At 35.3% G+C, this 14286-nt stretch carries 10 protein-coding genes and 4 pseudogenes; 11 read left to right on the top strand and 3 right to left on the bottom strand.

Annotated features, from left to right (window positions below; genetic code table 11):
* Nucleotides 1-101 precede the first annotated feature (101 nt).
* From rpsK to dnaG, 9 genes and pseudogenes are all read left to right on the top strand, one after another.
* Nucleotides 102-494 (top strand): 30S ribosomal protein S11, encoded by a 393-nt coding sequence (gene rpsK / locus N7U66_RS08815; protein WP_267678171.1) that lies wholly within the window; start codon nt 102-104, stop codon nt 492-494.
* Nucleotides 495-690: 196 nt separating this feature from the next.
* A complete protein-coding gene (gene rpsD / locus N7U66_RS08810; RefSeq protein WP_267678169.1) occupies nt 691-1296 on the top strand; it encodes a 30S ribosomal protein S4 in 606 nt (201 codons plus the stop codon).
* Between the two features lie 95 nt (nt 1297-1391).
* Entirely contained in the window at nt 1392-2384 is a 993-nt protein-coding gene (locus tag N7U66_RS08805; RefSeq protein WP_267678167.1) for a DNA-directed RNA polymerase subunit alpha, read from the top strand.
* A gap of 60 nt (nt 2385-2444) precedes the next feature.
* A complete protein-coding gene (gene rplQ / locus N7U66_RS08800; RefSeq protein WP_267678165.1) occupies nt 2445-2918 on the top strand; it encodes a 50S ribosomal protein L17 in 474 nt (157 codons plus the stop codon).
* A gap of 89 nt (nt 2919-3007) precedes the next feature.
* Complete coding sequence (gene carA / locus N7U66_RS08795) at nt 3008-4111, top strand: glutamine-hydrolyzing carbamoyl-phosphate synthase small subunit (RefSeq protein ID WP_267678163.1); 1104 nt, start codon at nt 3008-3010, stop codon at nt 4109-4111.
* A 138-nt stretch (nt 4112-4249) separates the two neighbouring features.
* Entirely contained in the window at nt 4250-5542 is a 1293-nt protein-coding gene (gene eno / locus N7U66_RS08790) for a phosphopyruvate hydratase (protein WP_267678161.1), read from the top strand.
* A 217-nt stretch (nt 5543-5759) separates the two neighbouring features.
* The gene (locus N7U66_RS08785) at nt 5760-7046 is read left to right on the top strand and encodes a citrate synthase (protein ID WP_267678159.1); all 1287 of its coding nucleotides are present in this window, start codon (nt 5760-5762) and stop codon (nt 7044-7046) included.
* A 62-nt stretch (nt 7047-7108) separates the two neighbouring features.
* Entirely contained in the window at nt 7109-8023 is a 915-nt protein-coding gene (locus tag N7U66_RS08780; RefSeq protein WP_267678158.1) for a dimethylarginine dimethylaminohydrolase family protein, read from the top strand.
* A gap of 45 nt (nt 8024-8068) precedes the next feature.
* Nucleotides 8069-10024, top strand: a pseudogene (gene dnaG / locus N7U66_RS08775) (DNA primase).
* Here the strand turns inward: dnaG and N7U66_RS08770 are convergent.
* Together N7U66_RS08770 and nadE are read right to left on the bottom strand one after the other, a co-directional pair.
* A complete protein-coding gene (locus tag N7U66_RS08770; protein WP_267678156.1) occupies nt 10019-10648 on the bottom strand; it encodes a response regulator in 630 nt (209 codons plus the stop codon). The pseudogene dnaG and the gene N7U66_RS08770 sit on opposite strands and share 6 nt — an antisense overlap.
* 98 nt (nt 10649-10746) lie before the next feature.
* Nucleotides 10747-11534 (bottom strand): annotated as a pseudogene (gene nadE / locus N7U66_RS08765) (NAD(+) synthase).
* A gap of 92 nt (nt 11535-11626) precedes the next feature.
* On the opposite strand from nadE, the pseudogene gldB reads away from it, so the two are divergent.
* Together gldB and gldC are read left to right on the top strand one after the other, a co-directional pair.
* Nucleotides 11627-12591: pseudogene (gldB, locus tag N7U66_RS08755) on the top strand (gliding motility lipoprotein GldB).
* Nucleotides 12591-12924, top strand: a pseudogene (gene gldC / locus N7U66_RS08750) (gliding motility protein GldC). The pseudogenes gldB and gldC overlap by 1 nt, the downstream one beginning before the upstream one ends.
* 46 nt (nt 12925-12970) lie before the next feature.
* Here gldC and N7U66_RS08745 read toward each other — a convergent pair.
* The gene (locus N7U66_RS08745) at nt 12971-14209 is read right to left on the bottom strand and encodes a carboxypeptidase-like regulatory domain-containing protein (protein WP_267678151.1); all 1239 of its coding nucleotides are present in this window, start codon (nt 14207-14209) and stop codon (nt 12971-12973) included.
* Between the last annotated feature and the right edge of the window lie 77 nt (nt 14210-14286).

Below are 14286 nucleotides of genomic sequence, written 5' to 3'. Positions count from 1 at the left end.
ATTTGGTCTTTAGTCTTTAGACGTTGGAAGGAATCTGCTTGAAATTATAAAAGGTTTAGGATTCTAGCGACTATCAACTAATTACTTAGAACTATAGAAATATGGCAAAGACAAATACAAAAGCAGCTAAAAAACGTAAAGTTATAGTTGAATCTGTTGGGGAAGCGCACATCACGGCATCTTTCAACAACATCATTATTTCCTTGACTAACAAAAAAGGTGACGTTATTTCATGGTCATCTGCAGGTAAAATGGGATTTAGAGGTTCTAAAAAGAATACCCCTTACGCCGCTCAGTTATGTGCTGAAGATGCTTCAGGAGTAGCTAAAGAAGCTGGGTTAAAAAAAGTAAAAGTATACGTTAAAGGACCAGGAAACGGTAGAGAATCTGCTATCCGTTCTATTCACAATGCAGGGATTGAAGTAACAGAAATTATTGATGTTACACCACTACCACATAATGGATGTCGTCCTCCAAAACGTAGAAGAGTGTAATACTGTTGCAAGCAACACTATCACATGACGCATAACACTTAATTAATATCAGCTATATTTTATAGCTGATGTTAATTTTTTGTGTAAATTTGCAGACTGAAAAAAAATATTAACAAGTATCACCGAGAGATCAAAGATTATCGAAGGATAAGATTAAGACCTTAATTCATAATCACTCTCATAATAACAATTAGAAATGGCAAGATATACTGGTCCTAAAACTAAAATTGCTCGTAAATTTGGCGAGGCAATCTTTGGAGAAGATAAAGCTTTTGAAAAAAGAAATTATCCTCCAGGACAACACGGAAACGCAAGACGTCGTGGAAAAAAATCTGAATACGCAATCCAGTTAATGGAGAAGCAAAAGGCAAAATATACTTATGGTATATTAGAACGTCAATTCAGAAATATGTTTAAAAAAGCAACGGCAGCACCTGGTATTACTGGTGAAGTTTTGTTGCAATTATGTGAATCGCGTTTGGATAACGTAGTATTCAGAATGGGTATCGCACCATCTAGAAGCGGCGCTCGTCAATTAGTATCTCACAGACACATTACAGTAAATGGTGAATTGGTAAATATACCATCTTACCAATTAAATGCTGGTGATGTTGTAGCTGTAAGAGAAAAGTCAAAGTCACTTGATAGCATTGATAGATCTTTATCAAATTCAAGTAACGTTTTCGAATGGATTACATGGAACAGCGAGAAAAAAGAAGGAACTTACGTTTCTATTCCTGCAAGAATCCAAATCCCGGAAAACATCAACGAGCAGTTCATCGTCGAATTATACTCTAAATAATAAATTAATCACATTGGTATTTGGCCAAAGGATCTATTAGTGTTCTTCAAACTTTTAAATCGCGCAACCAAATAACAATTAAAACGAAGAAAAATATGGCAGTATTCAATTTTCAGAAGCCCGATAAGGTAATCATGATTGATTCGACTGATTTCGAAGGTAAATTCGAATTCAGACCCTTAGAACCAGGTTACGGACTAACAGTAGGAAATGCTCTTAGAAGAGTGTTGTTATCTTCTTTAGAAGGTTTTGCAATTACCTCTGTTAGAATAGAAGGCGTAGACCACGAATTTTCAACAATCGCTGGTGTAGTAGAAGATGTTACTGAAATTATTTTGAACTTAAAACAAATGCGTTTTAAGCGTCAAATAGAAGATGTAGATAACGAGTCTGTTTCTATTTCTATTTCAGGTCAAGATAAAATCACCGCAGGTGATTTTCAAAAATTCATTTCAGGATTTCAGGTATTAAATTCAGATTTAGTGATCTGTAACTTGGATCCAAAAGTGAATGTAACTATGGAAATTACCATTGAAAAAGGAAGAGGTTATGTTCCAGCAGAAGAAAATAAAAAAGCTTCAGCACCAATAGGAACCATCTTTACCGATTCAATTTACACGCCTATAAAAAATGTTAAGTATAGTATTGAGAACTACCGTGTAGAACAAAAGACGGATTACGAAAAATTAGTTTTCGAAATCCAATCTGATGGGTCAATCACGCCTCAAGATGCTTTAACTGAAGCGGCTAAAACATTAATTCACCACTTCATGTTATTCTCAGATGAGCGTATCACTTTAGAAGCTGATGAAATTGCACAAACTGAAACTTATGATGAAGAGTCACTTCACATGAGACAGTTACTTAAAACAAAGTTGGTAGATATGGATTTATCTGTACGTGCACTTAATTGTTTAAAAGCTGCTGAAGTAGATACATTAGGAGACTTAGTATCATTCAACAAAAACGATTTAATGAAATTCCGTAACTTCGGTAAGAAGTCTTTAACTGAGCTAGAAGAGCTTGTAAATGTTAAAGGATTAAACTTCGGGATGGACTTATCAAAATACAAACTAGATAAAGACTAATACATCATATTTTGCTCCTCAATAGTGAGTAGAGCAAGATGATGATTAAAACAAAATGTCATGAGACACGGAAAAAAAGTAAACCACTTAGGTAGACAAACTGCTCACAGAAAATCAATGTTAGCAAATATGGCTTGTTCTTTAATAGAACACAAGCGTATTAATACTACCGTTGCAAAAGCTAAAGCTTTAAAGGGATTCATTGAGCCAATGATAACAAAGTCTAAAGAAGACACGACACACAATAGACGTATCGTATTTTCAAGATTGCGTCAAAAAGAGGCGGTAACAGAATTGTTTAGAGATGTCGCTGCAAAAGTAGGGGATCGTCCAGGAGGTTATACACGTATTATCAAGTTAGGTAATCGTTTAGGTGATAACGCTGACATGGCAATGATTGAGTTAGTAGATTATAACGAAATCTACAATGCCGATAAGAAAGCTAAGAAAACAACGCGTAGAAGCCGTCGTGGTGGGAAACCAGCAGAGGCACCAGTTGTAGACACAAAATCGTCTAACGAAGAAGAAGAATAAATGTTAATAAGCATTTAATATAAAAAGGATAAACTATTTTAGTTTATCCTTTTTTTTATGCAATTTTGTCAAACTTTTCAACACAACACATGAAGTACCAAAAACTTAAAAAAGCATTAATCCTATTAGCAGACGGAACCATATTTCACGGAAAAGCAGTAGGTAGAGAAGGGAGTGCCTTTGGCGAGGTCTGTTTTAATACAGGCATGACGGGCTACCAGGAAATTTTTACAGATCCGTCGTATTATGGACAACTTATGGTCACTACCAATGCACACATAGGAAACTATGGCGTGAATGACGACGAGACAGAGTCCGATTCTATAAAAATTGCAGGATTAATTTGCAAGAACTTTAGTTATGAGTTTTCTCGTAGTGCCGCAGATGGATCATTAGAAGATTTTTTAAACAAAAACAACCTTTTAGCCATTTCAGATGTTGACACGCGAGCATTAGTGAGTTATATTCGTGATCATGGCGCCATGAATGCAGTTATCTCTACTGAAGTTGATAATATCGACGGTTTAAAAAAACAGTTAGCTGAAATACCAGATATGAATGGTTTAGAGTTGGCCTCTAAAGTATCAACGAAAGAGCCTTATTATGTTGGAGACGAACATGCGTCCATAAAAATTGCGGCATTAGACATTGGAATAAAAAAGAATATTCTTCGTAACCTTGTGAAGCGAGATGCGTATGTTAAGGTCTTTCCTTACAATGCTACATTCGAGGAGTTAAGTGCCTTCAAACCGGATGGCTACTTCTTGTCTAATGGACCAGGAGATCCTGAACCTTTAAAAGAAGCCCAAGCTTTAGCTAAAGAGATAATAAAAAGAAATCTACCCTTATTTGGGATTTGTTTAGGGCATCAAATTATAGCTTTGGCTAATGGTATTTCAACGTATAAAATGCATCATGGCCATAGAGGGATCAATCATCCAGTGAAAAATTTAATAACTGGAAAAGGAGAAATTACCTCTCAAAATCATGGGTTTGCCATTAATAGAGAAGAGACAGAAGCACATAGTGATTTAGAAATCACTCATGTGCATTTAAATGACAATACCGTTGCGGGTATTAAGATGAAGTCTAAAAATGTATTTTCTGTACAATATCATCCGGAGGCCAGTCCAGGACCACATGATTCCTCTTATTTATTTGATGAATTTATAAGGAACATTAAATCAAATTAATAACAAAAGGCAGTAAACCAATCGGTTTGTTGCCTTTTCTGTTTTACTAAAACGTTATCGCAAATATTATATTTAAAATCAATTTACAACCCAAAATTTAGCAGTAAATTTGATAGTATTAAAATTAAAAAACAACTTATGAGTATTATAATCAACGTACACGCAAGACAAATTTTCGATTCGAGAGGAAATCCAACGGTAGAAGTAGATGTAGAAACAGAAAATGGATACATGGGAAGAGCAGCGGTGCCATCGGGGGCGTCAACTGGAGAGCATGAAGCAGTAGAGTTACGTGATGGGGGTGATACATTTATGGGTAAAGGCGTGACTAAGGCCGTAGATAATGTTAATTCTATTCTAGCGGAAGAACTTTTAGGGGTGAATGTCTTCGAACAAAACTATATCGATACACTCATGTGTGAAATTGATGGTACACCAAACAAATCTAAGTTAGGCGCGAATGCCATATTGGGCGTGTCATTAGCGGTAGCTAAAGCGGCAGCGGCAGAACTAGGAATGCCATTATATAGATATGTTGGAGGGGTTAGTGCAAATACCTTACCAGTACCTATGATGAATATTATAAACGGCGGTTCTCACAGTGATGCACCAATTGCTTTTCAAGAATTTATGGTGATGCCGGTAAAGGCCAATAATTTTTCTCATGCCTTACAAATGGGAACAGAGATTTTTCATAATTTAAAGAAGGTGTTGCATGATCGCGGGTTAAGCACAGCGGTAGGTGATGAAGGTGGTTTTGCACCAACGTTGGACGGTACAGAAGATGCTTTAGATACTATTGCAGTTGCAGTAAAGAATGCAGGTTATACATTGGGAGACGATGTCATGATTGCCTTAGATTGTGCAGCAGCAGAATTTTATGTTAATGGTAAATATGATTACACCAAGTTTGAAGGTGATACAGGAAAGTTAAGAACAAGTAAAGAACAAGCCGATTATTTGGCAGAATTATCTCGTAATTATCCCATTATTTCTATTGAAGATGGTATGGATGAAAACGATTGGGAGGGGTGGAAATATTTAACAGAACAAATTGGAGATAAAGTACAGTTGGTTGGTGACGATTTATTTGTGACTAACGTAGAGCGTTTGTCTAAAGGTATCAAAAATGACATTGCTAACTCTATTTTAATTAAAGTAAACCAAATAGGGACATTAACAGAAACCATTGCAGCTGTAAACATGGCACATAATGCGGGGTATACCTCTGTAATGTCGCACCGATCTGGCGAGACTGAAGATTATACGATTGCCGATTTAGCCGTGGCATTAAACTGTGGACAAATAAAAACCGGTTCTGCTTCACGTAGTGATCGTATGGCAAAATACAATCAATTGTTACGTATAGAAGAGGAATTAGGGGCTGTGGCTTACTATCCTAAGGGAAAGGCATTTAAAGTCAAACAATGAGGCTGAAGGCCATATAATTTTAATAAAAACTCACTAGGCAACCCTAGTGAGTTTTTTTTGCGTTATTAAAATATGTCTCATATTATTTTCATTAAGAATTTTTACTATCAATTTCTGTTATAGCTCAAATGTTAAAACCTTTGTAAAAGGTCTTTATATATCGCTATAGTTTTCGTAAATTTACCCTCCCGAAAACAATAAAAAAATTCAATTATATATGTCAGATAAAGCTACACTTGAAGTTAATGGTAAAAAGCACGAGTTTCCATTAGTAGTAGGAACAGAAAATGAAGTAGGAATGGATATTAGCTCTTTAAGAGCAGTAACAGGAGGTGTTACTACTTTAGATCCAGGGTATAAAAATACAGGGTCATGCGAAAGTGCTATAACATTTTTAAATGGAGAAGAAGGTATTTTAAGATACAGAGGGTATTCTATTGAAGAATTAGCAGATAAAGCGTCTTTTCTTGAAGTTGCCTTTCTTTTAATTTTTGGAGAATTACCTAATCAAGAACAGCTTAGTAAGTTTGCACATGATATTAAAGAACAATCTGTTGTAGATGACGATATAAAGAAAATTTTGGATGCCTTTCCAAAATCGGCACACCCAATGGGCGTTTTGTCTTCTTTAACGAGTGCATTAACCGCTTTTAACCCATCATCAGTAAATGTAGATTCAGAAGAAGCTATGTATAAGACAGTGGTGAAAATCATGGGTAAATTTCCAGTACTTGTGGCCTGGACGATGCGTAAACAAAAAGGATTGCCATTAGATTATGGCGATAATTCTTTAGGATATGTTGAGAACGTTCTTAAAATGATGTTCAAAAAACCAAATGAAGAGTACACTCAAAATCCTATTCTAGTTAATGCTTTAGATAAATTATTAATCTTACATGCCGATCATGAACAAAACTGTTCTACCTCTACGGTGAGAATTGTTGGATCGTCTCATGCCGGTTTATTTGCCTCTCTTTCAGCGGGTATTTCAGCTCTATGGGGGCCTTTACACGGTGGTGCAAACCAAGCGGTGTTAGAAATGTTAGAAGCTATAAAAGAAGACGGTGGGGACACCAAAAAATTTATGGCAAAAGCCAAAGATAAAGAAGATCCATTCCGTTTAATGGGCTTTGGACACAGAGTCTATAAAAACTTTGATCCACGCGCAAAAATTATTAAAAAAGCAGCAGATGAAGTTTTAGCAGACTTAGGTGTAGAAGATCCTGTTTTGGATATCGCCAAAGGTTTAGCAGCAGAAGCTTTAAGTGACGATTATTTTGTGAAACGTAAGCTCTATCCAAACGTAGATTTCTATTCAGGTATTATATATAGATCTATGGGGATTCCTGTAGAAATGTTCACAGTAATGTTTGCCTTAGGACGTTTGCCAGGTTGGATCGCACAATGGAGAGAAATGCGTTTGCGAAAAGAACCCATTGGAAGACCAAGACAAATCTATATTGGGGAAACCCACAGACCATTTAAAGAAATTAGTAAACGCTAATATTTTTATATAAAATTGAAAAGCTTCATAATTTCTTATGAAGCTTTTTTTATATTTACACCATGCTAAAACTAAACGTAAAAAACGAGACCTCACGATTAAAAGCTGTTATACTAGGAACCGCTAAAAGTAATGGGCCTACTCCAAAAGAAACTGAAGCGTATGACCCTAAGTCATTAGAGCATATAAAAGCAGGTACCTATCCTTTAGAAAAAGATATGGTAGCAGAAATGGAAGCGGTGGCTAGCGTGTTTGATAAGTATCATGTCAAAGTCTATAGACCCGAAATCATTGAACATTGTAATCAGATTTTCACAAGAGATATTGGTTTTGTTATTGATGATGTGTTCGTTAAAGCAAATATTCTCCCAGATCGAGAGAATGAGCTCGATGCGATTCAATATATAATAGACCAGATAGATCCGGAAAAAGTAATTCGCCCGCCGGAAGAGGTTCATATTGAGGGTGGAGATGTTATTCTTTGGAATGATTATATCTTTATCGGGACTTACCGTGAAGCCGATTATCCAGATTATATTGTAGCGCGCACCAACATGCAGGGTGTGGCATTTATTGAAAAAGCATTCCCTCATAAAAAAGTGAAATCATTTAATTTGCGTAAGTCTCAAACCATCGCTCAAGACAATGCCTTACACTTAGATTGTTGTTTTCAGCCTATAGGGTCGAATAAAGCGATATTACATAAGGAAGGGTTTATCCAGGAAGAAGAATATGAATGGCTCTTAAACTACTTCGGAAAAGACAACTGTTTTATTATTTCCAAAGAAGAAATGTATCATATGAACAGCAATGTGTTTTCCATTTCTGAGGAGGTGATTGTTTCCGAAAAAAACTTTGTAAGATTAAACACTTGGTTACGTAAAGAAGGCTTTACCGTAGAGGAAGTTCCTTATGCAGAAATAGCAAAACAAGAAGGTTTACTGCGCTGTAGCACGCTGCCTTTAATTCGGGAGTAGATTTAGTCATATCGTTATTTCTCAACAGTAAAAAATCGCAATGTTTTGATATCAAAAACATCCATAGACCAAGTATATGAAACGGCTCGACTAGAGGAGGTTATTGGTGATTTTGTTCAGCTAAAAAAATCAGGAAGTAGTTTTAAGGGTTTGAGCCCCTTTAGTGAAGAGCGTACGCCAAGTTTTATGGTGTCGCCTGTGAAACAAATATGGAAAGATTTTAGTACAGGAAAGGGAGGTAACGTGGTTGCATTTTTAATGGAGCACGAGCATTTTACTTATCCTGAAGCCATAAAGTATCTTGCTAAAAAGTACAATATTGAAATTGAGGAAACCGAGCAATCTAACGAACAAAAAGAAGCACAAGATAAGCGGGAAAGTTTGTATTTAGTAAGCGAATTCGCTAGCCAATATTTTCAAAATATTTTACATAAAACAGATCCAGGTAAAGCGATTGGCTTAAGCTATTTCAAAGAACGTGGGTTTACAGAAGAGACCATAAAGAAATTTGATTTAGGATATTCGTTAGACCAATGGAGTGCGTTTACGGATGAAGCGATAAAAAAAGGCTACAAATTAGAATTTTTAGAAAGTACGGGCTTAACTATTGTAAAGGAGAACAAGCAATTTGACCGTTTCAAAGGGCGTGTAATGTTTCCCATACAAAGCATGAGTGGTCGCGTGTTAGGCTTTGGTGGTCGTATTTTAACCAACGATAAAAAAGCCGCTAAATACCTCAATTCTCCGGAGAGTGACCTCTATCATAAAAGTAAAGTACTTTATGGTATTTATCATGCAAAACAAAGCATAGCAAAAGAAGATAATTGCTACCTGGTTGAAGGTTATACAGATGTGATACAGTTTCATCAAACTGGAATACATAACGTGGTGTCCTCCTCCTGGAACCGCGTTGACCAGTGATCAAATTCGATTGATTAACCGACTTACTAAAAACATCACGGTACTTTTTGATGGGGATGCTGCTGGAATGCGCGCCTCTCTTCGTGGCATTGACTTAATTCTTGAGCAAGGCATGAACGTTAAAGTGTGTACCTTTCCGAAGGAGAGGACCCTGATAGTTTTGCTAAAACAAATATCTTAGAAGAACTGACGCATTATTTAAACGAGAATGCTAAGGATTTCATTCAATTTAAAGCGTCGGTTTTATACGAGGAATCTAAAAATGATCCAATTAAAAAGGCCGAAACGATAAGAGATATTATTAACAGTATTTCTAAAATACCGGACCGAATAAAAAAGGAAATTTACATCCAGGAATGTGCACGCATTATGGATATTCGTGAAGAGGTGCTTTTTAGTACTCGGCACAAATTAATAATAAAGAAGCTCAGGGTACACCAAAAACGTCGCAAAATCAGCCAAAAGCATTTGATGTAATTAAAAATCAAGAGCCTGTAAAAAAGGTCGATGTACAGTATGTTTTAGAACGTAAAATTATAGAAATCCTTTTGCTTTATGGTAATAGAACAGAGGAATTTGAAGATTTGGTTTTAAAAGAAAATGAGACCGGTGATTTGGTTTTAGAACCCGTTATTCATCAAACTAAGGTGTTTGAAAAAGTGTTTTTAGACCTACAAGATGATGAAATGGAGTTTTCGAACGAGCAATTTAAAAATCTATATTATAAAATTATTGAAACCTTAAATCAGAATCCGAATTTTCTTCAGAGGAGTTTATAAAAAATGTAGATGCAGAAGTAGGAAATCAAATCACTACCATTTTAATGGAAGATGAGCGCTATGAACTTTCAGATTGGAATCGTAAAGATATTTATCCTAAACCCAAGGATGAAACCATAGCACAGCTTGTAAGTGATACTATTTTAAGTTTACGTTGCCATTTAATAGATAAGAAAGTGATTGGCTTTCAACAACAAACCATGGCGATTAAAAACGAAGTTAATAAATCGATATTAGAGGAGGTTAAAGAGTATTCGGCCTAAAACGGTTGCTGTCTCGTAAACTTAATCGCGTCTTATAGGTGTAAAGAATTGGCTTGATTTACTAAATCTACTAAATTGGTGACATTGAGTTTTTTCATTAAACGCGCTCTATAAGTGCTCACTGTTTTTTCGTTGATATTTAATTCTTCAGCAATTTCCTTGTTTCTTCTTCCTGAAGCTAGAAGTTTTAGTACTTCCACTTCTCGGGTCGAGAGTTTTTTATAATAAGAGCCATTTTTTATGCCCTTAGAATTTATACTTAAGCGCTTATTTAACGTGTCGCTTAAATAAACTTTGTCGTCATTATAGACAGAAGTAATAGCGTTTTTCAGCGTTATAATGTCTGTAGTCTTCTGTACATAGCCATCAGCCCCCGCTTTGATAGCACTTACGGCATAGACGTCTTCGGGCTGCGCGCTAAAAATAATAACTTTAATATTCGGGTATTCTTGTTTTAAACGTCGCACAGCAGTAATGCCATTAAGTTTAGGCAAATCAATTTCTATTAAAATGAGATCGACACGATTTTCAGAAATGAAACTAAACAGTGTTTCACCATCAGAAACACTACCAATAAAATTTATTTCTTGAGTCGTGTTAAATATTAGCTCTAAACCTTTACTAATAATAGGATGCTGATCAACCACCAATAGTTTTATCATAATTAAATGTTTTGCTTTTGTTCAACTTAAACAAAAATGATAATAGATGTATTAAGGAGCTATATAAAGATAGTGTTTTTGTGTAAAATTATCAATATTTATTTGTATTCTTTAGGAATTTCGCAAATAGGAATGGCTTGCATTTTGTGTTTGTTCGAAGTATTATATCGCTTATATATTTTAAATACGTTTTTCTCGCGACCAGTGAAATCGTTTTCTGTTTTTCCAGCCTCATCCATTTGCATGGCCCATTCTAATTCGGGTAAGAAGCTCCTATTTGGTCCTCGTCACTACGAGCATCACCAAATAAGCCATCGCTTGGTGCTGCTTTCATTATCGAAGCAGAAACGTCTAGAAACGTACCAATTTTGTAAACTTCACTTTTTAGTAAATCTGCTATGGGACTCAAATCTACACCGCCATCACCATACTTTGTGTAAAATCCAACTCCAAAGTCTTCGACTTTGTTGCCAGTACCCGCGACCAATAAACCTAATAAGCCCGCGTGATAGTACAAAGTTGTCATGCGTAAACGCGCACGCGTATTGGCCAAGGCCATATCAACAATTTCTTTTTTGCCTGTAAGAGAAACTTCGGTTTTAAATTCCTCAAAGACAGGGGTTAAATCTGTTCGAGTATCACTTACATTGTTGAATTTTGATTTGAGTTGTGCTATGTGCTCTTGGGCACGTGAAACGTGGCTTTCTGCTTGATGAATTGGCATTTCAATACACAACACTTTCAAACCCGTTTGGGCACACAAAGTGGAGGTGACGGCAGAATCTATTCCACCGTAAATACCAATAACAAAACCATTAACATTGGCGTTAATGGCATACGCTTTTAACCAATTTACAATATGATTGACAACCTTTTCTGTTTGCATTTTATAAGAATTTTAAACAAAGAATAGTACCTTTGCAAAACAAAAATAGAGCAAACGCTTTAAGTATAAAAATGAATAGACCACTAACTAATATGTATAAATATATTTTTTTGATATTTTTGTTTTTAGCATTGACTTCTTGTAAAAATGATAGCACAGTGGAAGCAGAGATTGCCCAAATAGAGGTGCCTTTTAAAATAGAGCGTTTTGAAAGGGCTTTTGCCAAAACGACACCGAGATAAGCTTCATGATTTAAAACAAGCGTATCCGTTTATGTTTCCGAGAAAAGTATAAAGATTCCTTTTGGTTAGCACAAATGAAAGACACATTACAGCAAGAATTACAAACAGAAACACTAAATAAATTTCAAGACTTAAACACCGAGAAGCAGGAAATAGCATCTCTTTTTAAACATTTGAAATATTATTTTACAGCGTTTAATGTCCCTAGAGTGGTAACCACAACCTCCAATGTAGATTATAGAAATAAAGTCGTGGTAACCGATACTATTGTATTAGTGTCCTTAGACACTTATTTAGGAAGTGATCATCATTTTTATCAAGGGATCCAAGATTACATAAAATCTCATCTTGAACCTGGTCAACTTGTGGTCGATTTGGCTACTAAATATGGAGAGCGGTATACGCTTCAGCAAACACGAAAAACGCTATTAGACGAATTAATTTATGCAGGTAAGATTCTTTATTTTAAAGATAAGGTCATTCCTTTTAAAACAGATTTTGACAAAATCGGTTATACATCTGAACAGTTGGAATGGGCTAAGGCCAATGAAGAAGAGATTTGGCGTTACTTTGTAGATAAAGAATTATTGTTTAGTACAGATTCAAAACTGCCCAATCGTTTTATTAATCCAGCACCGTTTTCCAAATTCTATTTACAAGAAATAGATAATGAATCCCCTGGGGAAATTGGAAAATTTTTAGGATGGCAAATAGTGAGATCTTATATGGCAAATAATGAGGTTTCATTCGAACAAATGTTGGCAAAAGAGTCTAAAGAACTATTTGATAACGCAAAATATAAACCCGGAAAATAATGGCAAATATTACATCACAAATTACTTTAAATGTTGAGTTAGACGAAAACCGTGTTCCGAGAAAAGCTGCAATGGACCGCGCAAGATGGCGGCATTGATAAAGCCGAAGCAAAAGCAATGATGCTTTCGGTTTGGGATCATAAAGCCCAAGAATCTTTGCGTATTGATTTGTGGACTAAAGACATGCCTGTTGATGAGATGAAGGTGTTTTTTCATCAAACCTTAGTGGCTATGAGTGCTACTTTTAATCGTGCCACGCAGGATGAAAAAATGACTGCAACGATGAAAGATTTTTGCGATTATTTTGCCGAAAAATTAGAGTTAAAGAAATAAAAGAAGCATTAACCATCTTCCTTTTCAAGCTGTCTATTTATTTTTTCTATGGCATTCTCAATCGATTTTTCGGGTTCAATAATATTATATTCACCCCAAAATCTAGGGTCAGAAAAACCGAAGCTTTATCAACGAGTATACTATTAGGCCTTAAACGGTCTTTAGGGCTGCTCGTAAAAGTAGTTGTGTCTTGATTCCAGTCGGTAATGGCCATTTCACTTTGAAGTGTATAACGACTGTTGAATAATTTGTTCTCCCAGTTTACTTTAAAGGTCAATAATATATTACTATAGCCAAAATACCATTTGCCATTTTTAACTCTATAATTTATCCGATACGCTGCTTCTGTTGGATAGACTCTTGCTTTTCTTGGTTTCTTTCTAACAAATAATTTACTAGCGGCTTCTCGATCACTAACGTTTAAATTATAGGTTGCGCTCGTTAAAGCATAGGTTTCTGCATCAATAAATAGCTGACCATAATATAATGGCTCTGTTATTTCTTCTTTTTGTTTAAAGGCAACGACATAAATAAGATGATTATTTATTTGTGTTGAACGATTAAAGGTAAACTCATAATTACTTAAATTTTCTGCTGTGAAAATGTATTCTTGATATTTAATGATGTCTGTATATAAAGTGCTAAATGGACCACCTTGAAGTTTTAATGCAACAGTGTCTAAGCGTGAGTAAATGGTGTTTTTTCTTGCTTTCACAATGGAGATAGCATCTTTTTTGTTCGAGGTATAAGGTTGTTTATGAATTTTTAATACCGCCTCAGAGAGTGACGCATTTTTATTACGTTTTTTAATGGTTTCTCTATAGAAACTTGTCATGATTGCTTCTTGGTTTATGTAATTTTCTCCTTTTGATGCAAGTGTCCTTCTAACTAATGATTCAGCATCTTTAGGGGTGTTAATATCTACACGTGCTAAAACAGTGGCTGCCATAACCAATTTAATTTTTGTTTTATTAGTTTCAAATTCAGAGAGTGGTATCTCTTGACTTTTATATCCTAAAAAAGAAATTAATACAGATTTTGATACATGTTCATTAGGGACTTTTAATAAAAACTCACCATCAGCATTTGTGATCGTGCTGATGTTGGTGCCAACAACTAGTAGGTCAGCCAAAGCCAGTTCTTTGTTAGATTCAGAATCAACCACTTTTCCACGAAATTCTTTACTGTTTTGAGCGCATACAAATAGGGTACAAAGAATAAAAAATAAGCAAAAGAAAGAGAGGCGTTTATAGTAATGCACATTATTGGGAATAAAAGGTTTCATAGCTTTCTCTTTAAAATTAAATTACTTCAAATTACGTAAAATTAAAGATTTTACCTCTTCTTTTTGGTGTTAAATGT

It is taken from the genome of Lacinutrix neustonica (assembly GCF_026625145.1).
GTDB lineage: Bacteria > Bacteroidota > Bacteroidia > Flavobacteriales > Flavobacteriaceae > Lacinutrix > Lacinutrix neustonica.
The sequence above is the reverse complement of the archived record's forward strand: the minus strand, read 5'-3'. Positions and strand labels throughout refer to the sequence as shown.